This is a genomic window from Xanthocytophaga flava, assembly GCF_030068545.1.
Lineage (GTDB): Bacteria > Bacteroidota > Bacteroidia > Cytophagales > 172606-1 > Xanthocytophaga > Xanthocytophaga flava.
In genome coordinates this window covers 93,372-116,169 of record NZ_JASJOR010000016.1, presented here as the reverse complement: position 1 = coordinate 116,169, position 22,798 = coordinate 93,372, and the positions used below count along the sequence as shown (strand labels likewise).

General features: G+C 38.5%; 21 protein-coding genes. 8 read left to right on the top strand and 13 right to left on the bottom strand.

Going from position 1 to position 22,798, the window contains the following annotated elements; translation table 11 throughout:
- Positions 1–40: 40 nt before the first annotated feature.
- The 5 genes from QNI15_RS22330 to QNI15_RS22310 all read right to left on the bottom strand — a co-directional run bounded on the left by QNI15_RS22330 (position 41) and on the right by QNI15_RS22310 (position 3,709).
- Positions 41–820 carry an NIPSNAP family protein gene (locus tag QNI15_RS22330; RefSeq protein WP_314033590.1) on the bottom strand — a complete coding sequence of 260 codons (780 nt, stop codon included), beginning with the start codon at positions 818–820 and terminating at the stop codon, positions 41–43.
- 122 nt (positions 821–942) lie between these two features.
- Entirely contained in the window at positions 943–1,323 is a 381-nt protein-coding gene (locus QNI15_RS22325) for a LysM peptidoglycan-binding domain-containing protein (RefSeq protein WP_313979568.1), read from the bottom strand.
- A 70-nt stretch (positions 1,324–1,393) separates the two neighbouring features.
- Positions 1,394–1,897 (bottom strand): BON domain-containing protein, encoded by a 504-nt coding sequence (locus tag QNI15_RS22320; RefSeq protein WP_313991353.1) that lies wholly within the window; start codon positions 1,895–1,897, stop codon positions 1,394–1,396.
- A 449-nt stretch (positions 1,898–2,346) separates the two neighbouring features.
- Positions 2,347–2,937, bottom strand: coding sequence for a Crp/Fnr family transcriptional regulator (locus QNI15_RS22315; RefSeq protein ID WP_313979573.1), 591 nt, complete (start codon positions 2,935–2,937; stop codon positions 2,347–2,349).
- Positions 2,938–2,965: 28 nt separating this feature from the next.
- Entirely contained in the window at positions 2,966–3,709 is a 744-nt protein-coding gene (locus QNI15_RS22310) for a class I SAM-dependent methyltransferase (RefSeq protein WP_313979576.1), read from the bottom strand.
- A 241-nt stretch (positions 3,710–3,950) separates the two neighbouring features.
- Here QNI15_RS22310 and QNI15_RS22305 point away from each other — a divergent pair, with 241 nt between their 5' ends.
- From QNI15_RS22305 to QNI15_RS22285, 5 genes are all read left to right on the top strand, one after another.
- Entirely contained in the window at positions 3,951–4,544 is a 594-nt protein-coding gene (locus tag QNI15_RS22305; protein ID WP_313979578.1) for a DUF4136 domain-containing protein, read from the top strand.
- 306 nt (positions 4,545–4,850) lie between these two features.
- Positions 4,851–5,522, top strand: coding sequence for a WbqC family protein (locus tag QNI15_RS22300; protein WP_313991355.1), 672 nt, complete (start codon positions 4,851–4,853; stop codon positions 5,520–5,522).
- Positions 5,523–5,730: 208 nt separating this feature from the next.
- Positions 5,731–8,259 carry an ATP-dependent Clp protease ATP-binding subunit gene (locus QNI15_RS22295; RefSeq protein ID WP_313979583.1) on the top strand — a complete coding sequence of 843 codons (2,529 nt, stop codon included), beginning with the start codon at positions 5,731–5,733 and terminating at the stop codon, positions 8,257–8,259.
- 124 nt (positions 8,260–8,383) lie between these two features.
- Entirely contained in the window at positions 8,384–9,403 is a 1,020-nt protein-coding gene (locus QNI15_RS22290) for a T4 RnlA family RNA ligase (RefSeq protein WP_314033588.1), read from the top strand.
- 39 nt (positions 9,404–9,442) lie between these two features.
- Positions 9,443–10,237: a DNA polymerase beta superfamily protein gene (locus QNI15_RS22285; protein WP_314033586.1), complete on the top strand. Its 795-nt coding sequence runs from the start codon at positions 9,443–9,445 to the stop codon at positions 10,235–10,237.
- 17 nt (positions 10,238–10,254) lie between these two features.
- Here QNI15_RS22285 and QNI15_RS22280 read toward each other — a convergent pair whose 3' ends face one another.
- A complete protein-coding gene (locus QNI15_RS22280; protein WP_314033584.1) occupies positions 10,255–11,328 on the bottom strand; it encodes an ATP-grasp domain-containing protein in 1,074 nt (357 codons plus the stop codon).
- Between the two features lie 405 nt (positions 11,329–11,733).
- On the bottom strand, positions 11,734–13,224 hold the full coding sequence (locus tag QNI15_RS22275) for a leucyl aminopeptidase family protein (protein ID WP_314033582.1): 1,491 nt from the start codon (positions 13,222–13,224) through the stop codon (positions 11,734–11,736).
- A 153-nt stretch (positions 13,225–13,377) separates the two neighbouring features.
- Here QNI15_RS22275 and QNI15_RS22270 point away from each other — a divergent pair, with 153 nt between their 5' ends.
- Positions 13,378–13,713, top strand: coding sequence for a YbaB/EbfC family nucleoid-associated protein (locus QNI15_RS22270; protein WP_313991371.1), 336 nt, complete (start codon positions 13,378–13,380; stop codon positions 13,711–13,713).
- A gap of 157 nt (positions 13,714–13,870) precedes the next feature.
- Complete coding sequence (locus QNI15_RS22265; protein ID WP_313991374.1) at positions 13,871–14,881, top strand: glycosyltransferase family 2 protein; 1,011 nt, start codon at positions 13,871–13,873, stop codon at positions 14,879–14,881.
- Positions 14,882–14,941: 60 nt separating this feature from the next.
- On the opposite strand, the gene QNI15_RS22260 is transcribed toward QNI15_RS22265, so the two are convergent.
- Entirely contained in the window at positions 14,942–15,163 is a 222-nt protein-coding gene (locus QNI15_RS22260) for a PspC domain-containing protein (protein WP_313979599.1), read from the bottom strand.
- A gap of 169 nt (positions 15,164–15,332) precedes the next feature.
- Here QNI15_RS22260 and QNI15_RS22255 point away from each other — a divergent pair, with 169 nt between their 5' ends.
- A complete protein-coding gene (locus QNI15_RS22255; protein WP_313979601.1) occupies positions 15,333–17,120 on the top strand; it encodes a tetratricopeptide repeat protein in 1,788 nt (595 codons plus the stop codon).
- Between the two features lie 73 nt (positions 17,121–17,193).
- On the opposite strand, the gene QNI15_RS22250 is transcribed toward QNI15_RS22255, so the two are convergent.
- The 5 genes from QNI15_RS22250 to QNI15_RS22230 form a co-directional block, all read right to left on the bottom strand.
- Positions 17,194–18,546 carry a M23 family metallopeptidase gene (locus tag QNI15_RS22250; protein WP_314033580.1) on the bottom strand — a complete coding sequence of 451 codons (1,353 nt, stop codon included), beginning with the start codon at positions 18,544–18,546 and terminating at the stop codon, positions 17,194–17,196.
- A 188-nt stretch (positions 18,547–18,734) separates the two neighbouring features.
- Complete coding sequence (gene murG, locus QNI15_RS22245) at positions 18,735–19,838, bottom strand: undecaprenyldiphospho-muramoylpentapeptide beta-N-acetylglucosaminyltransferase (RefSeq protein WP_314033578.1); 1,104 nt, start codon at positions 19,836–19,838, stop codon at positions 18,735–18,737.
- Positions 19,839–19,892: 54 nt separating this feature from the next.
- Positions 19,893–21,002, bottom strand: coding sequence for an FtsW/RodA/SpoVE family cell cycle protein (locus QNI15_RS22240; protein WP_314033576.1), 1,110 nt, complete (start codon positions 21,000–21,002; stop codon positions 19,893–19,895).
- A gap of 155 nt (positions 21,003–21,157) precedes the next feature.
- The gene (locus tag QNI15_RS22235) at positions 21,158–21,595 is read right to left on the bottom strand and encodes a hypothetical protein (RefSeq protein ID WP_313979611.1); all 438 of its coding nucleotides are present in this window, start codon (positions 21,593–21,595) and stop codon (positions 21,158–21,160) included.
- Between the two features lie 99 nt (positions 21,596–21,694).
- Positions 21,695–22,588 carry a hypothetical protein gene (locus tag QNI15_RS22230; RefSeq protein WP_313991388.1) on the bottom strand — a complete coding sequence of 298 codons (894 nt, stop codon included), beginning with the start codon at positions 22,586–22,588 and terminating at the stop codon, positions 21,695–21,697.
- Between the last annotated feature and the right edge of the window lie 210 nt (positions 22,589–22,798).

Below are 22,798 nucleotides of genomic sequence, written 5' to 3'. Positions count from 1 at the left end.
CGGCTTTATTGATAAGCTAACAAAGCCGGAAACAGAATGTTTATTTTACAGGAGAGAAATCGGTTGGTACCATATACAGAGATTCAACAGAGACGGTAAGAGAACCACCTGCTTTATCCTCTGACTCTTTGCGTACCTTTTGCCATTGCGGATCATCACGGAATTTCTCAAATGATTTTAGTCCAGCTTCCTGACTGGGATGTGCCAGAATATATACTAACATATCATCAGCACCTTGCTCTTTGTCAGTATAAGTCCAATACCACAGATTTGTCATACCATGTTTTTCAAAAAGTTTAGTGGTATGATCACGAAAGCGTGACAGCAAAGCGGGTAGGTTACCGGAGGTCGCCTTATAAGTACGTAATTCAAAAACGCGGTTAGCAGAACCTTTTTTAGTAATCTTCTTTGGAGAGAAGTCTGTCGTCTTCATAAAAAAGCTTTCTACCTTAGCTACCAGGTTTCCATTCTTTTCAGATTCGGAAGCTACTTTCTTCCATTCCGGATCGCTGCCAAAAGACTTCCACGAATTATTTCTGGCTTCCCGACTTGGATACGACAATACATAGACCAGCTTATTGTCTTTATTATCTATGGGCAGCCAATAGCCTTCATTGGTCATGCCATGTTTTTCAAAAATCTTGGTAGTATGATTGCGGAAACGTGCCAGCAGATCTTCCAGTTTGCCAGGCTCAGCATAATAAATGCGCATTTCATAACAACGGTCGGCTTTTGCAACTGACTTATTTTCTTCACTTGGAAAAAATGTACTCATTGTCAGTGCATAGAAGCCCAAACAGGAAAGAAGGAGAATTTTCATGGTGTTAAGTGATTGAAGAATGTAACGATTACATGTGCCAAATTACAGTTTTCAATCCAAATCCGGATAGCATCCAGTAAAAAAGCAGCTACTTACACTAGCTGCTTTTTTAATGAGTACCCTTATACAGTTGGTATTTTGAGTTTTTGTCCCGGATGAATCAGATTGGGATCTTTAATCTGGTCTTTATTGGCCTCATAAATCTTCTGCCATGTTAGTCCAGGGTAGTTTTTGGCAATTTTGCTCAATGAATCACCACTTTTCACAGTGTATGTAGTTTCCTGAGCTGCCGGTCCGGCTACTTCCAGGTTAAGCACCAGATCACCTGCACGATAATCGGGATCAATAGCTCCATAGGTATCCCATATCTGCTGTTTCACTTCTTCACTGGGAGCCGTTCCATCAATATATAAAACATTGTCTTGTTCTTTAACCTGAAGATTGGTTATGCCTTTGCTGTTTGCCAGGTTAATAACCGGTTGATATTTATCAGTAAGTGCCATAAAATTTTATAGTTAGTAGTAAATCCAATCTATGTCAGTAATTTCAAAATCAATCTATAACTGCCGTTGTTTAATTGACAACCAACTTAGAACGATCAACTTTTTTAGGCTTTGCTTCATTTGAGGCTTTTATAACATCTTGCAATTTAGAACGCTTCACAGTTCCTTCAAGCATTACGACACCATCTTTTACAGATGCTGTTACACCACTGATGTTGTATTGCTTAAATTTATCCTCCACAGCTGTTTTCAAACTATCATCTGGTGAGAAAGTTCTTTCTGGCTCAACAGGTGCAGGAGGGGCTTTTACTGTTAGCGTATTTACCACAGACTTTACTCCATCTGCAGTTTTGGCAGCCTCTTCGGCCTGTGCAATCAGGTCTTGTGTCTCTACCTCTCCACTTAGTGTTACTACCCCTTCTTTCACAGACACATTCACCCCTTGTATATTTTGCGTTTTAACTTTAACACTTTCTGTAATAGCCGCATCATCAGGCTTTTTCTTACAACTGCTGACAGACAATAGAATGCTGAACATCAGCATAAACAAGGATAATGACGTTTTGTTTTTCATAGAACTAAAAATTAGGTTGATTAATACATTACTTCCAGAAACGCTGAAATATAGGTAATTTTAGTTACTAACCACATACCAATTACCTATAAAACAAACTGACTATCAAACAAATAACTAGTTATCTATCCTTAATCAAAATATTCTGGAAGTATGTTCCTCAGAAAGAAATTTCTATGCCTGATGCAATCTAAATGAATAGGAATAGAATGTGTCTTTGCTACAGATTATCTGACAGAAAAGTATAAGAATGTACTATACGCAGAATCAATGCCTTATGTGGATACGATAGCAGACCAGGTCACTTCTTCCCCAAAAGGATAACTGGGGAAATATATACTCGAAACAGACTCTATTTATTTCATTATCAAACAAATAGAGAAATACATCTATAAATAAAAAAGTTTTTTTTGCCGGCTATAGAAAAAATTTACCCTCTGAGTAATCTCTCAAATTCGTTCAGCAGCAATAATCCGGTTGCGGATACGGCTCAATGAAACAGGCGTAATCCCCAGATAAGACGCTATATAATGTTGAGGAATTCGTTCCAGAATCTTTTTCTTATTGCTCTTCAGCAATCCGATGTATCGTTCTTCCGGACTATCCATTAATAAGGAAACCATACGTATTTCAAGTCCGACTGCCAGATACTCTGCCAGCTTCCTGCCAAAAATCTGATAAACCGGATAGTTAGTATATAAGTTTTGAAGCGTTTGGGCAGAAAAACACAAAACCTCCGAATCTTCCAGTGCTTCGATAGTTAACAAACTGGGTTGATTTTGCAGGATACTTATATAAGAAGACATCAGATGGTTTTCAAAATAGAAATAAGTTGTTTTTTCCTCTCCATCTTTCGTATAAAACTGCCGGAAGCTTCCCTTTAATACTAACGCTATCTTATCTTCCATTTCTCCTTCTTTACTAAATGCCCCCTTCCGTGGAATCTTACTGATAGATAAATTTTGAGCTAAGGCACTCCATTCTTCCTCTGTAAGGGAAACAAAACGTTCGATATGCTGACGTAGTAGAAGATGTTCCATAGACTAAGTAAAGGCTCCTGAGCAAGATTTATTTTTTCTCAAATATCAGTAAATGCTGCCAGGGAAGCGAATCTTGTCTCTCAATTCCTTTTAAACCTACTACCTCCATCTCTTTCCGGATTTGCTCTTTCGTCATTTTGTGTAAAGGCTTAATAGGAATAGACTTATCTTCTGCACGATATTCCAGCAGTACAACCTTTCCTGTAGATTTCAAAGCCTTGTATATGGCTTGCATCATAGCATAGGGCTCTGAAAACTCATGATACGTATCTACCAGCAATACCCAGTCCACCCTATTTTCAGGCAATTTCGGATCTGTAATAGTCCCTAATACTGTTTCTACCTGATGCATACGGTTTTTCTCTCGTTTAGATTGTATGATAGCCAGCATTTCAGGCTGAATATCTACCGCATAGACTTTTCCCTGAGGTACCATTGGCGCAAGTCGGAATGAAAAATATCCACTCCCGGCTCCAATATCAGCAATTACATCCGTAGGTTTAATTTGCGACTGCAACGCCTGAATAATCAAATCAGTACGTTCTTCTTCCAACCTTTCAGGACGATCTAGCCAAGACGCTGCTTCATGACTCATGGTATGTGCTATCTCTCGTCCCATATATAACCTTCCTATACCATCCGGACTTCCAGCTGGAACATTTTTATATATACTATCTACCACCTGGGTAGTAAGCGTTTGCCTGCCAGGCTGACTACACGAAGCGTGTAAGAAGATGATGCCCAGCAGATAAAATAGGTGGAATTCTCGCATAAAAGAGAAATTTTATTTCACACAAAACAAAATCGGGTAAAGAAAGTTATACAAACCTCAAGCCTGACATATAATTTATAACGACAATCGTTTAAAATTTATAGACAGGCATTTGATTTTTATCTATAAGCTAGTAATTTTAATAAGTTTAACATACTACAAGTATGTATTCCTGCTCCTTTCACCACTCTATGTTTATATCTTTTAAATTGTCTACTTATTGAAGAAATGTTTACAATGTATGAAAAAAGCTTATCCCTTACTCGCAATTGCCTTGCTGGTGGTTTTTGGATCCTGTATGAACGAAAGCCGTTTTTTAGTTGAATATGATTATAGCTACAAAGGAAATTTCAAAAAGTACAATTCGTTTTGCTTTGTAGATAATGGCAGTGCTGATGATAAAGACTCGACTATGTCGAATCCGATTATCGAAGAATCAGTACGTAAACAACTGGAGTTACATGGTTATCGTTTCAATAAGCGCAAACCCAGCTTGCTGGTATCCTACAAGATTTTTTATGACGATCTTCGCTTCCAAGGATTTAATCAACCTGAAATAGAAAACTGGATAGCTACAGAGGATGAGGAAGTAAAATATGATCCTATCAAGTATAGTATGGTGCGTGGTACATTGGTAGTGCAATTGCTGGATGCCAAAAAACATCAGACAGTCTGGCAAGGTTATGCATCAGGGCTTTACAATGATCAAACATTGACTAGTGATCGTTACCTGAAACGTGCGGTACGTTCTATCTTTGATAAATACAGGCTTTTTGCAGATGGGTATATCCTTGAAAACCGCGAAAATGCACCTGTGGGTAATTCGGATAAATAAAAGGGATACATACAATAGTGGTGGTATGGTTATGCAGGAATCCGGAAAATCTCCGGATTCTTGTTTTATAGTAAAATTCATCAGTCAAAACATATTATTTTCACCAAATACTCACCTCACTTTTACATACGATAGCAGGCAAATTCACTACGCCAGATCAAAATTACTTCATATGTAATTCTATACACATACATAGATTACATATGATATTACATCGAAAAAAAAGCGTTATTCGGAATAATCCTATATTTTTGGGATTGATACTTGAAAACTTTTGTTTTTTTACTTTACTTAGTTAAAATTACCGTGCAAGAGATTGTCAGCAATCTGCCAGATAGTAAATCCGCTTATATTGAATTACATTATTTTCCTTGTTTAGCTTATTTCGCCTGTATATCATCGTATGAATCAATTCTGTTAGAATCAGCAGAAAATTATACAAAGCAAAGCTACCGAAACCGATGTAATATCCGTACTGCCAATAAAGTAGCCAACTTGTCAGTACCAGTAGTAAAAGGAAATACCAAACAGCGGATAAAGGATATACACATTGATTATAGTGAGAATTGGATTAAAGATCATTGGCGTACAATTGCTTCAGGATACGGAAAAGCGCCCTTCTTTAGTGAATTAGCTCCTGTCTTTGAAAGAATTCTCCACAAGAAACATACGTTTTTATTTGATTTGAATCTTGAAATACTGACAAACTGTCTGCGTATTTTAAGATGGAAAAAGGAAATACGCTTATCTAATGAATATTTTAAGGGATCAGAGGTTCCAAATGACTTCAGAGACCGTATTCATCCCAAAAAAACAGAGTTATTAACGGATCTTTATAAAGTTGTTCCCTATACGCAAAACTTTGGCAGTGATTTTGTACCAAACTTATCAATCCTGGATATTCTTTTTTGTGAAGGTATCTATGCATCTGATCTCATCTGTCAATCTTCTGTTAACCCGCAAGGGCACAATTTTTAAAGAAAGGAGTTTATATACTAATAGTGCTGTGAAGGTTTACTATAACCATACTTGAAAATCTTCTCAAATAGTGATTACATATAAAAATTTAATAACACTAATCTGAGCCAATAAACTATTTTTTGTTTTTATTAGTTTATTAATAAATTTCAGACTTAAATAACTAACCAACTTATTGCTGAAATAAGTTTTTAATTAGGAACCATATATGGAAGCTAAGTTTTCTAACCGAGTAAAAGAGGTGATTTCTCTCAGCCGTGAGGAGGCATTGCGACTGGGACATGACTATATCGGAACGGAACATCTCATACTGGGTATGATTCGGGAAGGTGAGGGTGTCGCGATCGGACTACTTAAAAAGCTGGGCGTTTCCCTGGAAGAGCTTCGTCAGACGATTGAGCAGGCAACCAAAGGTACAGCCACTCATACTGTGAAGAATCTTGCCAATATTCCATTGACACGTCAGTCCGAGAAAGTGCTGAAGATTACTTACCTGGAGGCTAAGATATTCAAAAGCCAACTCATCGGTACAGAACATTTGCTCCTCTCTATTCTACGTGACGAAGATAATGTTGCCACGCAGATTCTTTCTAAATATGATATTAATTACGAAGTGATTAAGGAAATGTTAGAATACCATACCCACAACCCAACCTCTGCTGCCGATGCAGATGATCCGGATGATGACAACTCACGGATCTTTGGCGGTGGCGGAAGCCAGGGAGGCAGCGGAAGGGAATCCGCTAAATCCACAGAAAAGTCGCGTACGCCAGTACTGGACAACTTTGGTCGTGATTTGACTAAACTTGCAGAAGCTGGAAAATTAGACCCGATTGTTGGTCGTGAAAAAGAAATTGAACGGGTAGCCCAAGTATTATCTCGCCGGAAAAAGAATAACCCTATTCTGATCGGAGAACCAGGAGTTGGTAAAACTGCTATTGCAGAAGGTCTGGCTCTTCGTATCGTTCAGAAAAAAGTGTCTCGTGTATTGTTTGGTAAACGTGTAGTTACACTGGATCTGGCTTCATTAGTGGCTGGTACCAAATACCGCGGACAATTTGAAGAGAGAATGAAAGCCGTTATGAACGAGCTTGAAAAATCTCCGGAAGTTATTCTGTTCATTGATGAGTTACATACTATAGTAGGTGCAGGTGGAGCTTCTGGATCACTGGATGCATCTAATATGTTCAAGCCAGCATTAGCCCGGGGAGACATACAATGTATTGGTGCCACCACACTGGATGAATATCGCCAGTATATTGAGAAAGATGGAGCTTTAGCTCGCCGTTTCCAGATCGTAATGGTTGATGCAACTTCACCAGAAGAAACCATTGAGATTCTGAACAACATCAAAGATAAATACGAAGACCACCACCATGTAAACTATCGCCCTGAGGCTATAGAAGCTTGTGTGAAAATGTCTGATCGTTATATTTCTGATCGTTTCCTTCCAGATAAAGCTATTGACGTACTAGACGAAGCAGGTGCTCGTGTACACATCAATAATATTTCTGTACCTGAAGATATTCTGAAACTGGAAGAATCCATTGAGAATATCAAGAAGGAGAAGAACCAGGTTGTAAAAAGCCAACGTTACGAAGAAGCTGCTCAGTTACGTGACAGAGAAAAGAAATTACTAGAGCAACTGGAGCGTGCGAAAGAAATGTGGGAACAGGAAACCAAGCAGAAACGCTATACTGTAACAGAAGAAAATGTTGCAGAAGTTATCGCGATGATGACAGGTATTCCAGTTAACAGAATCGCTCAGAACGAAGGTACCAAGCTGCTTGGCATGGGTACCGAACTGAAAAACCGTGTAATTGGTCAGAACGAGGCAATTGAAAAACTGGTAAAAGCGATTCAACGGACTCGTGTAGGTTTGAAAGATCCTAAAAAGCCGATTGGCTCTTTTATATTCTTAGGCCCTACAGGTGTTGGTAAAACTGAGTTGGCAAAAGTACTGGCAACGTATCTATTTGACAAAGAAGATGCATTGGTTCGGATTGATATGAGTGAGTATATGGAGAAATTCTCCGTATCCAGACTGGTAGGTGCGCCTCCGGGATATGTAGGATACGAAGAAGGTGGTCAGCTGACTGAGAAAATCCGTCGGAAACCATACTCTGTCGTACTGTTGGATGAGATCGAAAAAGCTCACCCGGATGTATTCAACCTGTTGTTACAAGTATTGGACGACGGTATATTGACAGATGGCTTAGGTCGTCGGGTTGATTTCCGGAACACGATTATCATTATGACCTCTAACATTGGGGTTCGTGACCTGAAAGAATTTGGTTCTGGTATTGGATTTAGCACCCGTGCTAAATCAGATAACAACGATGATCTGATGAAGAGTACTATTCAGAATGCCCTGCGCAGAGCCTTCTCTCCAGAGTTTCTGAATCGTCTGGATGATGTGATTGTATTTAACTCACTGCAACGTCAGGATATACACCGGATCATTGATCTGTCTCTGGCTAAACTATTCTCTCGTCTGACTCAGTTAGGCTACAAAATAGAACTGACTGAAAAAGCGAAAGACTTCCTGGCTGAGAGAGGTTACGATCCGCAATATGGTGCTCGTCCGTTGAACCGAGCGATTCAGAAATACCTTGAAGACCCGGTAGCTGAAGAAATCCTGAAAGGCGATTTTGCAGAAGGTGATACCATTCTGGCTGATTACGAAGGCACAGGTGAATCTCTGACCTTTAAGACAGTTAAGAATGTAGGTGTGTAACAGTTTCACTTGTTATAAATCAGAAAGGGGCTCTTGCGAGCCCCTTTTTTTGTTTATTTACTATATCTGTTGTTTAATTTTCTATTTTCGTATAGCATTCTTTGCAATCTATTTATACTACACTATGAACATTACACTCTTACAAGACCTCATGAAAGACGGATACATCTGTGTACAGAAGCATCCGGAAGTAGATTATTATATTTATAACTATACCCCCAAAACGCAATTTGAAAGAGCATGGAATGAATGGACTTTAATGGCACGAGGTTTAATTCTGGATCAGGATTATACAATTGTATCTCGGCCATTCCCAAAATTCTTCAATATGGAAGAACACTTGCCAGAGGAAATCCCATCCGAAAATTTTGAGGTATACGAAAAACTGGATGGTTCTCTAGGCATTCTGTATTGGTTGAATGGCAAGCCGTATATGGCAACAAGAGGTTCCTTTAATAGCGAACAGGCATTGAAAGCTACTGAAATGCTTTATCAAAAATATGCGCATACCTTTCCATTACTAGATCGTTCCAAAACCTATCTGTTTGAGATTATTTATCCGGAAAATCGGATTGTAGTTAACTATGGAAACAAGGAAGATCTAATTTTACTTGCTATCATTACAAACGAAACGGGTCTGGATGAACCATTAGAGGATATTGGTTTTCCATTAGTCACTCGCTATGATGGAATCTCAGATCTAAAGACATTAAGATCGCTTCAGGAAGAAAATAAAGAAGGCTTTGTGATTAAGTTCCGATCGGGCTTCCGGGTAAAAGTGAAGTTTGAAGAATATGTGCGGTTACACCGAATCCTGACCCGTATATCGTCAAAAAATATCTGGGAATACCTATCTGGCAATCAATCTTTTGAAGAGATTCTGGAGAAAGTACCTGATGAATTTTATGACTGGGTAAAAAAGACAGTTGCAGATCTTACTAGGGAGTATCAGGATATTGAGAAATATTGCCAGGAACACTTCAAAGATCTCGGCAACCGAAAAGATAATGCACTATACTTTCGTACACTCAAATACCCTGCAGTTCTGTTCTCAATGCTTGACCAAAAAGATTATAGCCATATTATCTGGAAGATGATACGACCTACGTATGAACGACCTTTTCGTGTCAGTGAAGACAATTAACATCAAGTACTCTACCACCTTATTCACCTAATACCGGAAATGAATATTCATTTCAAAGAAGAGTCATTATTCGCAAAACTCATCAAAGCGACTATAGTACAACTGGAAGTTGGTTCTCCTTTATATGGTTTGCAGGATGAACATAGTGATAGAGATCTGCTCTGCATTTATTACCCATTTCACAATCAACTATCCAGTTTTACACAAACACATCACCAGTTACAATATAAAGCCCAACATATAGATTATCTGTTTGTAGATATATTTACGTTCATACGTAATACCTTATCAGGTGATTCTACACTTAACTTTGAAGCTATCCATATAGAGAATCTGCAATATACTCCGCTGGAATTTCTGTATACATATCGCACCTATTTCTACAATTATCAGATTATTAAGGCCTATCTTGGATTTGCCAACAGAGATCTCAAACAATACTGGCAGCAAACTTCTGAGCGGGACGCTAGTAAAAAATACATACATGCAGAACGCGGATTCTTATTTGCTAAAAGCATCTTTCAGAAAAACTTTATCCTGAAAGATGCTATTCTTCTGGAAAAGCGGCAGAACTTTATATCTCTTTCTCTTTCTGCCCGAAAAGAGACACTGAAAGAGTTACAAAATGAAATAGACTATTTTCGAAAGACCGTGCTTACTACGGCTATCGAATCTGGAAAATTAACCCGTTATATGCAACCATTGCACCAGAAGGAAATAGATACTTATTTACAACGATTAAAAAGTTTGCCTCACTATCAGTATGCTCAGACAGAAGAATTTAATCTGGATCTTTTTTATACTGTCAATGAAAATGGCTTGTCTTATGAGTAGGCTACGCTTCTGAAAACTCACACAATAGCGTTATCATGGTAGTCTTTAAAAATCCGATCAGTATATAATTCCAGAAGCTCCAGAACTCTATCCCGTACTGGAGACTGAAGGACAAAACCTATATGATGCGGATCATTTATCTTCCAGATAATTTCTGAGTCAGTAAAAGCAGTAGTATCCGAATGTTCATAATGACTTAACGATAATAGAAGACCTGAGTACATGTTTTTTACTTCAGGCAATGTATAATCAAGATTGCGAGCGGAGACTATTTCAATATTTGCCCACTCCTGCCACAGGTTGATTCCTGATGCAGCTTCTATCATCTCAACAATATGTGCCCCTCCTACCCGTGCTGATGTTTCCAGAAAGTAAAACTGTTCATCTTCTTTTGCTTGCACAATCTCACTATGTATAGCACTATTACGTATTCCAAATGCTTTTATAATCTGATTATTTAATCGCTTTAGGCTTTTTTCAGCTTTTGATTGGAATGGCACTGTTACAGAACGAAACAGAGTCCCTTTGTAGGTGTCTTCTACAGGATTATTCAGATTTCGGTTATACCAATCAAAAACAATTTTCCCTCCCGCAGCCAATGTATCTACGTAATAGGTGTCTCCCGGCTTAAATTGCTCCAGTAAATAATTATGGCGCATATCACCCAGACCATTAAGTATAGTCCATAATTCGTCAATACTATGAATCTTTTTTGTGCCTGCTGATGATTCTGTACGAGGTTTAAGTATCCAGGGAGGACTCACAGTCTGTGTGTAATGATGTACTACTTTATCCGTGAAAAGAGCACAAAAAGGAGGCACATTTATACCAGCTTCTGCCGCTTTCATACGCATTGCCAGTCGGTCCCGAAAATAACGTGCTGTAGTCTGTCCAATACCCGGAATACGAAAATGTTCCCTGAGAATGGCAGCTTTTTCAAGATCTATGTCATCCAGCGCTACAATACGATCTATACGTTGATGACGTATAAGATGAGCAAAGTTCGATACAATTGAACTCATATCCCATTCGGCCTCCTCCATATAAAAGACCTCTTCAATAGCATCATGTGGCCAGGGTTTATCTGCCATAGCTTTAGATGTCAACAGATAAATGGTACACCCTGCTTCTTTGCAAGCACTTATAAATCTCGAACCTTTAAAATAGCTTGAAACACAGAGGAAAGTAAGGCTGGTAAGTGGCATGTTCCAATAAAATAAGTAAGTGATGAAGTTGTATACATTTTCAAGCTGGTCATTTGACATTCAAAGCAGAAGCATTTTATTGATAACGACAGGCACTGTATGTTACTAAACGAGACATCAGATTATTTTATTAGATGATACTGTCTACATAATTTGTTAAAGTATTGAAAACATGTCAGAACTACGTTTAATCTGAGATTCTCAAATTTTCTCCAACAAATTATGTAAACAGGACCTGATTATAATTTACAAAATAGGAAATTGTAGTTTAAGTCTCAACATTTTGAAGCTTTATATCTTTTGTTCAATGTAGGCTGTTAATAACCGGATTCCATAAGCTGTCGCATTCTTTTGTGTTCCATATTCGCTCTCTGTAAATGCAGTTCCAGCGATATCAAGGTGCGCCCAGGTAGAATGGCTATTAGTAAAAACTTCCAGAAACTTAGCACCCATAATGGCCCCGGCAAACGGCTTACCATGATAATTTTTCACATCAGCTACATCTGATTTCAGATCATCTCTATAGTCATCCCACATAGGTAATCGCCATAACTTTTCTCCGGTTTGCTCGCTTACTTTTATTAATTCAGATGACAGCGTGTCATTTGTAGTAAACAATCCTGCAGCCACATATCCCAACGTACCGATTACGCTACCTGTAAGGGTTGCCAGATCTATCAGAACATCTGGTTGATAGTTCTTAACCACATAGGCCAGTGCATCAGCCAGAATCAACCTTCCTTCGGCATCTGTATCAATCACCTCAATTGTTTTTCCTGCATAGGAACCAATTACATCGCCTGGCTTGGTAGACTCTCCATCTACACTATTTTCAGTAGAAGGTATCACTCCAATCAAATGTACAGGTAGTTGTAACCTGGCAGCCAGTTCAATAGTCCCAAGTACAGCGGCAGCTCCTCCCATATCACTTTTCATCAAATGCATATTGGCTGAATCCTTAAGAGAAATTCCTCCGGTATCAAATGTAACTCCTTTGCCCACTAGACCTATTTTTTGAGAAGCAGCAGCACTATCAGGTTTATACTCCAGTACAATCATCACAGGCGGATTGGCACTTCCTTTATTTACAGCCAACAGGGCCTCTGCGCCAATATCAATCAGTTGGCTTTTGTCAAGAATAGTGACATCGTATCCCCATTCTCTTCCAGACTCCAGAGCCCAGGTTGCTAATGTCTGTGGTGTTTTGTAATTGCCAGGAGCATTACCCAGATTCATTATTCTGATCTGAGTCTCAGCAATGGCCTTACCCTTAGAAACCGCTTTTTCAGCGTCAGTCATACTCTCCTGGGACACATACAGGTCCAGAGAGGGATTTGCCTGAAAAAAGTTATAAGAGTCTGATTTATTTGTCTTGTATAAATTCAGATCATATCCTCCCAGTAATGCCCCATTTATAATGTTTTCCAAATAGTTGATACTATTAGCAGAAGCTTGTAAAGTAAGGTCTATCCCAAGAGCAGCAGGCAATTTGGTCTTATAGCTAAAAAACAGGTAACGAAATGCTTTTAACACTTCTATACTCCCTGCAGGTTTTCCTAGACCTAACAGATACACTTTCTTTAGCTTTTCAGAGGGAGTAGGAACATAAAAAAATAACACTTCTTTAGAATCTGCTTTAAAGTCATTTTGCAAGTCATAGTCAGAGAGTTGAAATTTCTCTGCAATCTGTGTTAAAGAAGACTGTAAGTTAGTATCCTGCCATACAGGAATAATCAAAGCCTGAATCTGAGGTTGAATCTGCGAATAGAGTTGTATATTCATTGGATAACAAAGATTGAGTTGTACTTATGGTAAGCAACAAAGATGATAATATCTCAAAAATAGTATGTTTTTTCAGGCATGAATCATAGAATGGTTAACTTTGTATGCTAATTAGAATTTTCGTAATTTTTTCACTACTATAATTCAGAGATTATGTTAGACATGATGAATATGTTTGGTAAGGTAAAAGAAATGCAGGCCAAGCTAAAAGAAGCCCAGGATAATTTAGTAAAAGTACAAGCAACAGGGGAATCCGGTGGTGGTATGGTAAAAGTTATTGTAAATGGAAAAAAGCAAGTAATTAAACTTGATATTGACAATGACTTATTAAAGCCTTCCGATAAAGAAATGTTACAGGACCTTATTATTGCTGCGATGAATAAAGCATTGGACGAAGTGGAAGAAAAAGCCCGTGAGGAGTTAAAAAAAGCCACTCAGGGTACATTACCAAACATTCCGGGTCTTGATTTAGGCAGCATGTTTTCGTAAAATATCACATCTGTTTTGTGTTTACCGTTTTTCGTTTTACGTTTACTGTCTTAAAATAAGATTGTTTCATTCAGGATAGTAATGAAAAAAAGTAATTGATATAGCTTGTTTGAAAGTTGAGATACAGGCCTAATCAGGTAAACACAAAACAGATCTAGTGAAAACCGCAGTTGTTATTCTTAATTATAACGGAAAACATTTTTTAGAGCAATTTCTTCCTTCAGTTGTAAACTATACTACTGAAGCACAGATTATCGTAGCAGACAATCTGTCCACAGACGGGTCTGTGGAAATGCTTCAGCAAAAATTTCCACAGGTACAAATTATTGAAAATACGCAGAATGAAGGCTATGCGGGAGGATATAACACTGCCCTTAAACAGGTCCAGACCGAATATTATGTACTCCTCAATTCAGATGTGGAAGTTACCCCCCAATGGCTTTCTCCACTTATTCAGTTAATGGATAGCAATCCGACTATTGCAGCTTGTCAGCCTAAACTAAAGCAATTTTATCAAAAAACGCACTTTGAATATGCCGGTGCAGCGGGTGGATTTATAGATATTCTGGGCTATCCATTTTGTAGAGGACGCATCTTTCAGGATATGGAAGCTGACACAGGTCAATACAATAATACATGTCCTGTATTTTGGGCATCTGGAGCTTGTATGGTTGTCAGATCGTCTGTTTTCTGGGAGCTTAACGGCCTTGATGCAGAATTCTTTGCCCATATGGAAGAAATTGACTTTTGCTGGCGTGCACACAATAGCGGTTATCAGGTTTACTATTGCGCTGAGAGTACAATATATCATGTAGGAGCAGGCACTTTAAGCACTGTAAGTCCTCAGAAAACGTTTCTGAATTTCCGCAACAGTTTAGCGACACTGTACAAAAATTTACACACGTTTAGGCTTATTTATACGATTTTTATTCGTTTGGTATTGGATGGCGTTGCCGGAGCAATATTTTTATTACAAAAAAAGCCGACACACTGCTGGGCGATCGTTCGGGCACACTTTGACTTCTACAAAAAAATTCCATTTTGGATGAAACAAAGGCGAAGTGTGATACGTAAGAAGGATGGCTTTTCCTTATTAGTTTATCAAAGTAGTATTGTTTGGATGCATTTTGTTCGCAAAAAAAAGAAATTCAGCGAATTGCAATTTTAAGGACAAATAATACAGAAAATTTATAAAATGTATTTTATTTGTGGCAAAAATAAAAAAACATTAAATATCCCAGACGGTAGGATGATTATATCGGCGAAGATGTTTACGCATATTAAGTACAAAAGCTAATATAAGATAGATAATTAACGGAGATCCAAGTGTGAGAAATGAGGTGTAAATAAAGAATAAGCGAATACTACTGATTGAAACACCCATCTTTTCTCCCAGCCTTGTACAAACACCAAACGCTTGATTTTCAAATAAGGATTTAATCTTTTGCATATGTTCATCTAATTAGTAGTAACAAAAATAAGAAAAAGTCGTACAAGAACACATAACGAAGTTAAGTGCTTCTTTGAGACAACAAAAAAAGTATATAAAAAATACACTTAATTTCAATAAATCTCTTCTATTAAAACTATTTGTAACTTCTAAATTAAACTTTTTTATTATGATTAACAAAAAAACAACACTTGCAACCCTTACTGTTTGCGGTGTATTGGCGCTTTCCGGTTGTACTCTCAACCAGATGGTCAAAAAATCTAAAGAACAGAAAGTAGCAGTAACCCCTAATCCTTTAGAGGTTCATGCTGATCAGGTGAAGTTCACAGCAGAAGCAACATTGCCTGTAAAAATGTTGAAGAAAAAAACAACCTATACAGGAAACATAGCTTATAAATATGGAGATAAAAAGACAGATGTAGGTTCTATCCAATTCAATGCAGCAGACTATCCTAATGCAAAGAAAGAATCTCCTGTAAAATCTCAGGAATTCAACTTCCCATATCAGGAAGATATGCGCCGTGGTGAATTAACTTTCACAGGTACTGCTGCAAAAGGCAAAAAATCTAAAGTATCTCCTGAGTTAGCAATCGCTCAAGGTATCATCACGACTTCTCGCCTTGCTCAGGATGCAGTTCCTGTTGTATATGCAGAAACTGGTTATAACCCAGATCCTGAATACAAACCAACGTATGTTGCTTTCTATTTCGATCAAGGAAAATCTGCATTGAAAACCAGTGAGGTACGCAGCAAGCGTGGTAAATTCCTGGATGCTTTCATTGCAGACAAAAACGTTACTAAAACTGTAACTGTAACAGGAACACACTCTCCTGAAGGAACAGAACGTAAAAACAAATTCCTTTCTGATGATCGTGCAAAACAGATCGAGAAGTTCTATCGTCAGAAAATGAAGCAATATGATTACAAATCTCAGGCTGACTCTGTAGAATTCGTTCTGAAGCCAGTATTTGAAGACTGGACAGTATTGAAAGATTCAGTAAACTCTTCTACTATCCTGCAACAAGAACAAAAAGACCAAGTGTTGTCAATCGTTGATGGAGGAGGAGAATGGGAAGAAAAAGAAAAACAACTGGAGAAGTTGGCTTTCTGGAAAACCTTGTTCAAACAAGTATATCCTAAACTTCGTAATGCTAACACTGAGATCTTAACGCTGGTTGAAAAGAAAACAGATGCTGAAATGTCTGCTATCTCTAAACGTATCGTTGAAGGAAAAGATACAGTAGGAGCTCTTAGCGAAGCTGAATTAGCTTGGTCTGCATCTTTAACTCCAATTGTTGAAGAAAAACAAGCAATCTATGCTGTTGCTGTTAAAAACTACGATAGCTGGCAAGCACACAATGACTACGCAGCTACTCAATTAGAGATGGCTAAGAAGTCTTCTGATCCTGCGAAAAAAGCTCAACTGGCTGATGATGCAATCACTCACCTGGAAACAGCTAAAACCAAACAGGAAACAGCTGAAGTATACAGCAACTTAGCAACTGCCTACACTATCAAAGGTGATAAGCAAAAAGCTGCTGACGCGATCACTAAAGCTCAGTCTTTAACTGGTAACGATCAGGTAACTAAAGCTATCAATGCAACGAAAGGTGTTCAGCAAATCCGTGCTGCTCAGTACAGCGAAGCTGCTGCCACATTGTCTCAAGCTGGTGATGATGCTAGTGTATTGTACAACAAAGCATTGGCTCAATTATTAGCTGGACAAAACGATGCAGCTGTTGCAACTTTGAACGATGCGGCTGCTAAAGATGCAAGCAATGGTGATATCTATTACCTGATGGCTGTGGCAAATGCACGTGCTAAGAAAGAAGCTGATGTATTTACTAATCTTCAGAAAGCAGTTCAAAACAAATCTAGCCTGCGTGAGAAAGCAGTAGACGATCTTGAATTTGCTGCTTACAAAGATTCTGAAGGTTTCAAAAATTCTTTGAAATAAGCTTTATAGCAACTTTCAATAGAAAAGCCCTGCCAATGCAGGGCTTTTTCATTTTCTCCATATTTCAACACCTTTACAAAGCTGTTTGTACCCATCCAAGTCCATGACGTGTGGTTTCTACCAGCCAGTATGAGCCGAATTTAGCCAGAGCATATACCGACTCTCCTTTTGCTCTTGTCTCCATCACAGCAGCCCCGGAATCAGGTTGGTCCGTAACAGCGGTCATCTGCTTTACCTTAACCTGATCAACAGGCATCCTTACCTTTTCTATGTCTTTTGCAGCAATGTATGCATTTATACCTGAAGGTAATATGATATGGTACCAGAGAGAAGATCCTCCAATCACCACAAAAGGTGTATGACGCTCTATGGATTGCAGAATGGGAGACTTTTTATCTGGGATGTGATAAATAGATGCTTTTTTCACTGACACCCGATACCACATACCTAAATTATCCAGTGGTACTTTTATATCAGCAGGAATGCCAGAAGAAGCTTTTATAAATGGATAAGGATCTATAGCGCCAGAAGGCCAGCGATAAATACCAAAGTGCAGATGGGGAGCCGTAAAGCGAGCATTACCAGTAGTACCCACAAGCCCCAGCGTATCTCCAGGCTTTACCAATTGTCCGGTTTGCACTAACTGACTATCCAGATGGGCATAATACAACGTTTGATTTCGTTCCTGATCCCATAACCACACCACCTTTCCACCCAGATTATTGGTATTCACACCTCTTATTACACCTTTCGTAGAAGCAATAGCGGGTGTACCTCTCGCTGCAAAAATATCTACACCTTCGTGTCTTCGTGCACCACCATCACGGTCTGCCCCCCAAAAGCTTCCAATGTGTTTATCCGTTTTTCCCTGTACAGGAAATCCTAAACTGGGGCTATTGGTAATAGATAATGTATAGCGTCCACTTCGTAACAATTCAGGCTGTATCCGTACCAGATGCATCTGATCATGTTCTGCTTCAAAGGTTACTGAAGTTGCATTGGTATCAGCAGAGATAAGTAATTTTGGCACTCCTTCCCATTTAAATACATCTACGAATACTTTTACTTTCTGAAGAGATTGTACTCCAACCTGAATAGTAATGCGTTCTCCTCTACGGGCATTAAACCGAAAGCTATAGGCAGTAGGCTTATCAGCACCAAAGTACGCTGTCTCCTGAAAAGGTACAGAAATCAATAATGAATCATGCAACACACGCTGCCCTGCCAATAGCCAATCTTTACCTAAAGCCGTTTGGTCAAGTTTGGTATCTTCCAACGCTTTTTGGTATTGTTCATAAGGTGTTGCCTTTTTGAATACTTCCCGAAAGGGCGTTGTCTTTCCGCAACTAGTCAGGAAGAGCAGGAAGATAGTACAAAGAGAGAATGTGAAATAAGGATTTTTTCTACGATGCAGATAATTTGTCATGTATATAATCTGAGGAAATAATGATAACTACCTCAGTCATAACAACATGTTACACATCAAAGTTTCAATCTATTGTAGATCAACAAATTACAACTCAGTAGTTTTATATCTATCGGGGAAATGAAGAAAATCTCACTAAGAACTGAAGCCTAACAATTCTTAGTGAGATTTTTTAACTGTAGATCGATTTACAATATCAGGTTTAAAATTTCTTTGGCAATTTGTTCAGCAGCATTTGGATAGCCAAGCTTTACAATGTTCTGAGACAGTACCTTCTTCTTCTCCGGATTGTTTAACAATTCCAGTGCTGTAGTTACCAGATTCTGCTGAGCATCTGTATCTTTTACCAGTAGTGCAGCGTCTGCCCTAACTAGGGCCATTGCGTTTTTAGTCTGATGATCCTCTGCCACATTAGGAGAGGGAACCAGAATAGAGGGTTTGGCAGCCAGACAAAGTTCTGAGATTGATAAAGCCCCAGCACGTGAAATAACTACATCAGCAGCAGCATAGGCCAGATCCATCTGGCCAATAAAATCAAACACCCGAATATTGGTAGCTCCTGAAGCAGCAACAGCCTTTTGGCAGGATTCATAATAATATTTACCTGTCTGCCAAATCACCTGCACAGAGGTTTGTTTCAGGGTTTCAATAGCTCCTTGAACACTCTTATTGATTGTACCAGCTCCCAGGCTACCACCTATTATCAGTAACGTAGGCACATTATCCCACAGTTGGAAATGCGAAATAGCAGCGGCTTTCTTCTGATCTGCAGATAAAATATCTTTTCGGACAGGATTACCTGTTAACACAATCTTTTCTGCAGGAAAAAATGCATCCATTCCCTCATAGGCCACACATATCTTGCTGGCACGTTTGGCAAGCCATTTATTTGTTATTCCCGCATAGGAATTCTGCTCCTGAATGAGTGTAGGTAATTTCATCAGTCCTGCAATATACAGCAAAGGTCCACTGGCGTATCCTCCAACTCCAACAGCAACCTGAGGACGAAATTCTTTAATCACCTTGCGGGCTTTTAGCAGACTACTCAAAAATCGCCAGGGAAGCAGGAAATTACTGAGATCAAATCCTCTCTGAAGTCCTCTGATAGGCAATCCTACAATCTTATAGCCTGCCTGCGGTACTTTCTGCATTTCCATCTTACCTTCTGCACCGACAAATAAGACTTCAGTATCAGGATTGAGACTCTTTAATGTATTGGCGATAGCAATAGCCGGGTAAATGTGGCCTCCGGTGCCACCCCCACTAATAATAACACGAACAGGCTGGGTCAAGGTTTAGTATCGATTTGAAAATGTTCTTTTATAAATTCACTAACAATAATAAGACTACAAACTCCGTCCTTTCAGGTCTGTACGGCTTACACTTATAATAATACCTATTGCCATCCCTGTAAATAATAAGGAAGTTCCTCCCATACTTAATAAAGGAAGAGGCTGACCTGTTACAGGAGCTAAACCTACAGAAACTGCCATATGTGCAAATGCCTGTAATACCAGACTAAAACTAAGTCCTGCTGCCAGTAATCCCCCAAACGGTCGATCACTGTTTGAGACAATAAGCATACTCCGATACAGTAGAAACAGATACAAAATAATCACAACAATTCCTCCCACCATACCATATTCTTCTACAATGATAGCATAAATGAAGTCATTGTAAGCATTAGGTAACATATTGCGCTGTTCACTGTGTCCGATTCCTTTTCCCACCAAACCACCTGTTGACACAGCAATAAACGATTGTTCAGCCTGATAAGGAATATCCTTGCTATCCATAAATCTTTTTACACGATTCACGACTGTTCCTCCGCGCTGACCTACAGCCATTGCAATGGCTCCTGCCAGTATTCCCACCAAAACTAACCGAAACAGATACTTAACAGGCACCCTTCCAATGAACATTAGCAGCATACAGGTTACAAACAACAGAGCAGCAGTTGAGAAGTTAGCCAGAGCAATCAAACCACAGATAAGACCACACCAGATAAGTACAGGAATAAGTGTTCCTTTTACATCCTCAATCTTCTGTTGCCTCTTTGCCAGAATCGCGGCGATACTTGCAATCAAAGCCAGCTTGGCTAAGTCTGACGGTTGGAAAGATTGTCCAAAAACAAAAATAACCCGTGTGGCACTATTAACACTACGTCCTACAAAAAATACCAGGATAAGTAAAGGCACCGATAACCAAAGTCCTAATTGCGATAATTTAGCATAATACCGATAATCGACCCGATGAGCCATCCACATCACAAATACACTTATACCCATGAGCAATGAATGTTTAAAGAGATAATACTCTGTATTTCCTCCTTGCTGCTGGTAAGCCAGTGTGCCTGTTGCACTATATACAACCAGTACACTCATAATAGAAAAAGCCAGAACAATAAACCAGATATAAAGATCTCCTTTAAAGTTTCTTTCAATCCATTCGCGCATAGGTCTTCAGGTAGGTTAGGTTATAAGTAATTACAGGAATGTTTTGGGTCTGTCTGTGTCACAAAACTACATGAATCTGTCAACTTGGGAAAGTTATAAAATAAAAAAGCGAAAGTGCAGAACACTTTCGCTTTTTTGAAAGAACTATACTTAATTTATTTCTTCAGCAACAACACTGCTGCTGCACAAAAGTCTTTTGATCCTTCAAATGAGAACTTCAGGTAATATACCCCTGTAGCTGAACAGGTATAACCCAAGCCTGGACGAAATTTCTTCCCACTTGCATCATAACTTGTTCCGATCAGATTACGGTTTGCATCATAAAGCTCCAGTACAACCCCTTTTAACTCAGGGTCTTTGTTAGCAATATTGATCAGGTAAGTCGAGTTCTGACGAAATATATATGGATACTCAATTTTAGGCTTGTTGCCACCTTCGCCATCAATCTTATAGCTCTTCAAAAATGTAGTTCCATCAGGTAAATTGCCAATTATCTTTTCTGTATATTTTTCTGCTTCACACTGTGCAAAAGCACTATTCTTTGCACAAAAAAATAATGCAAGCAGCATAGCGGTAAATAGAATGTTTTTCATAAAGTCAGCCAATATTAAGTTCTTGTAAGTATTGCGTAAAGCTTTAATTATTAATACTAAATATAACTCTTTAGTAATCCGGTATCTTGAACAAATCTTCTATTTGATAATTTTGTCACGTACAGCTATGGTAGCATTACGAATATTATCTATATCCTGTTCCGTAAAATCGATGCGGCTTGTACTTTTATCAACAATAGTTGGGATACCATTGATTTCTTCCATCTTGGATTCTTTGTACTCACGAGTCACTTTTACAGCATCAAATTTCGCCTTTAGATTATTAAGATCATTTATCAATCCTTGCACATTTGCATCGTCCTTATAAAAATCTAACAGGAGTAATAATTGATCCAAAATCACCTTTTGCTCACCTACTCTTTCTTTGAATTGTTGACTTGGATTTTTCTTCACTACCTCACAGGTCAGATAGAGTGATTCAACCCATCCACCTGTCAAAATCAGTACACTTTGGTTAGAACGATTTTGATCCTGAAGGTAGGAGTTGATCTTCTCAAAATTTTGTGTTGTGATTAATAAAAGTGAATCAAGGTTACTGCTATTTGTTGCCAGTCTTTTAATTGTTGAAAAATCGAAAAACTGCCCGATATTCAGACCATTAGCCATACTTGTTACAGCATCAAGGTATTTAATGGCGTCTTGCTTCTGATCATAGATATTGGCATATCCAAGATCTGTACTATATACACCCAAGTTTACAGCTTGGCGGAAACTAGTATTATAATTACCCTGGCTTGCTGTTGGGTTAAGTAATTTTGAGTCGTATTTTGCACCTTGTTCTTTGATAAGAACAGAAATTTCAATAGGAGAAGGTATAGATTGTATGAATTCGTTGACAACTTCCTTAGATACTGCAGGTGCTTTAGGTTTTACATTCTTTAAACTGTCAAGAGTACCCGCATCATCATTATTCTTGCTTCCGTTGCAAGAAAGTAACGCCAACGCGATAAAACCTATCAGTAATTTTTTCATAGTGATCGGTAATTGAAATAGTTAAGTAATGAGCGCAGTAAAAATAATTGTAATTCAGCTATTTACAAGTTTTATCAAAAATTACTTCCCGTAATCCATGTAAGAGTTTTAACAAAAATGATTTTTTCTCTACCTCTAAAATTACTTCTTCTGGTAATGATCCGCAGAAAAGTTCATTTTAGTAAAGAGATAAGTAATTTATTATAGAGT

Bases quoted from the DNA above. Each gene is read 5' to 3' on its own strand.
- QNI15_RS22260 (WP_313979599.1), bottom strand. From the start codon at position 15,163: ATGCAAAAGATTAAATCCTTATTTGAAAATCAAGCGTTTGGTGTTTGT.
- QNI15_RS22250 (WP_314033580.1), bottom strand. From the start codon at position 18,546: ATGACAAATTATCTGCATCGTAGAAAAAATCCTTATTTCACATTCTCT.
- QNI15_RS22305 (WP_313979578.1), top strand. From the start codon at position 3,951: ATGAAAAAAGCTTATCCCTTACTCGCAATTGCCTTGCTGGTGGTTTTT.
- QNI15_RS22235 (WP_313979611.1), bottom strand. From the start codon at position 21,595: ATGAAAAACATTCTATTTACCGCTATGCTGCTTGCATTATTTTTTTGT.
- QNI15_RS22310 (WP_313979576.1), bottom strand. From the start codon at position 3,709: ATGCGAGAATTCCACCTATTTTATCTGCTGGGCATCATCTTCTTACAC.
- QNI15_RS22325 (WP_313979568.1), bottom strand. From the start codon at position 1,323: ATGGCACTTACTGATAAATATCAACCGGTTATTAACCTGGCAAACAGC.
- QNI15_RS22280 (WP_314033584.1), bottom strand. From the start codon at position 11,328: ATGGCAGATAAACCCTGGCCACATGATGCTATTGAAGAGGTCTTTTAT.
- QNI15_RS22315 (WP_313979573.1), bottom strand. From the start codon at position 2,937: ATGGAACATCTTCTACTACGTCAGCATATCGAACGTTTTGTTTCCCTT.
- QNI15_RS22255 (WP_313979601.1), top strand. From the start codon at position 15,333: ATGATTAACAAAAAAACAACACTTGCAACCCTTACTGTTTGCGGTGTA.
- QNI15_RS22240 (WP_314033576.1), bottom strand. From the start codon at position 21,002: ATGCGCGAATGGATTGAAAGAAACTTTAAAGGAGATCTTTATATCTGG.
- QNI15_RS22285 (WP_314033586.1), top strand. From the start codon at position 9,443: ATGAATATTCATTTCAAAGAAGAGTCATTATTCGCAAAACTCATCAAA.
- QNI15_RS22275 (WP_314033582.1), bottom strand. From the start codon at position 13,224: ATGAATATACAACTCTATTCGCAGATTCAACCTCAGATTCAGGCTTTG.
- QNI15_RS22290 (WP_314033588.1), top strand. From the start codon at position 8,384: ATGAACATTACACTCTTACAAGACCTCATGAAAGACGGATACATCTGT.
- QNI15_RS22270 (WP_313991371.1), top strand. From the start codon at position 13,378: ATGTTAGACATGATGAATATGTTTGGTAAGGTAAAAGAAATGCAGGCC.
- QNI15_RS22295 (WP_313979583.1), top strand. From the start codon at position 5,731: ATGGAAGCTAAGTTTTCTAACCGAGTAAAAGAGGTGATTTCTCTCAGC.
- QNI15_RS22320 (WP_313991353.1), bottom strand. From the start codon at position 1,897: ATGAAAAACAAAACGTCATTATCCTTGTTTATGCTGATGTTCAGCATT.
- QNI15_RS22230 (WP_313991388.1), bottom strand. From the start codon at position 22,588: ATGAAAAAATTACTGATAGGTTTTATCGCGTTGGCGTTACTTTCTTGC.
- QNI15_RS22330 (WP_314033590.1), bottom strand. From the start codon at position 820: ATGAAAATTCTCCTTCTTTCCTGTTTGGGCTTCTATGCACTGACAATG.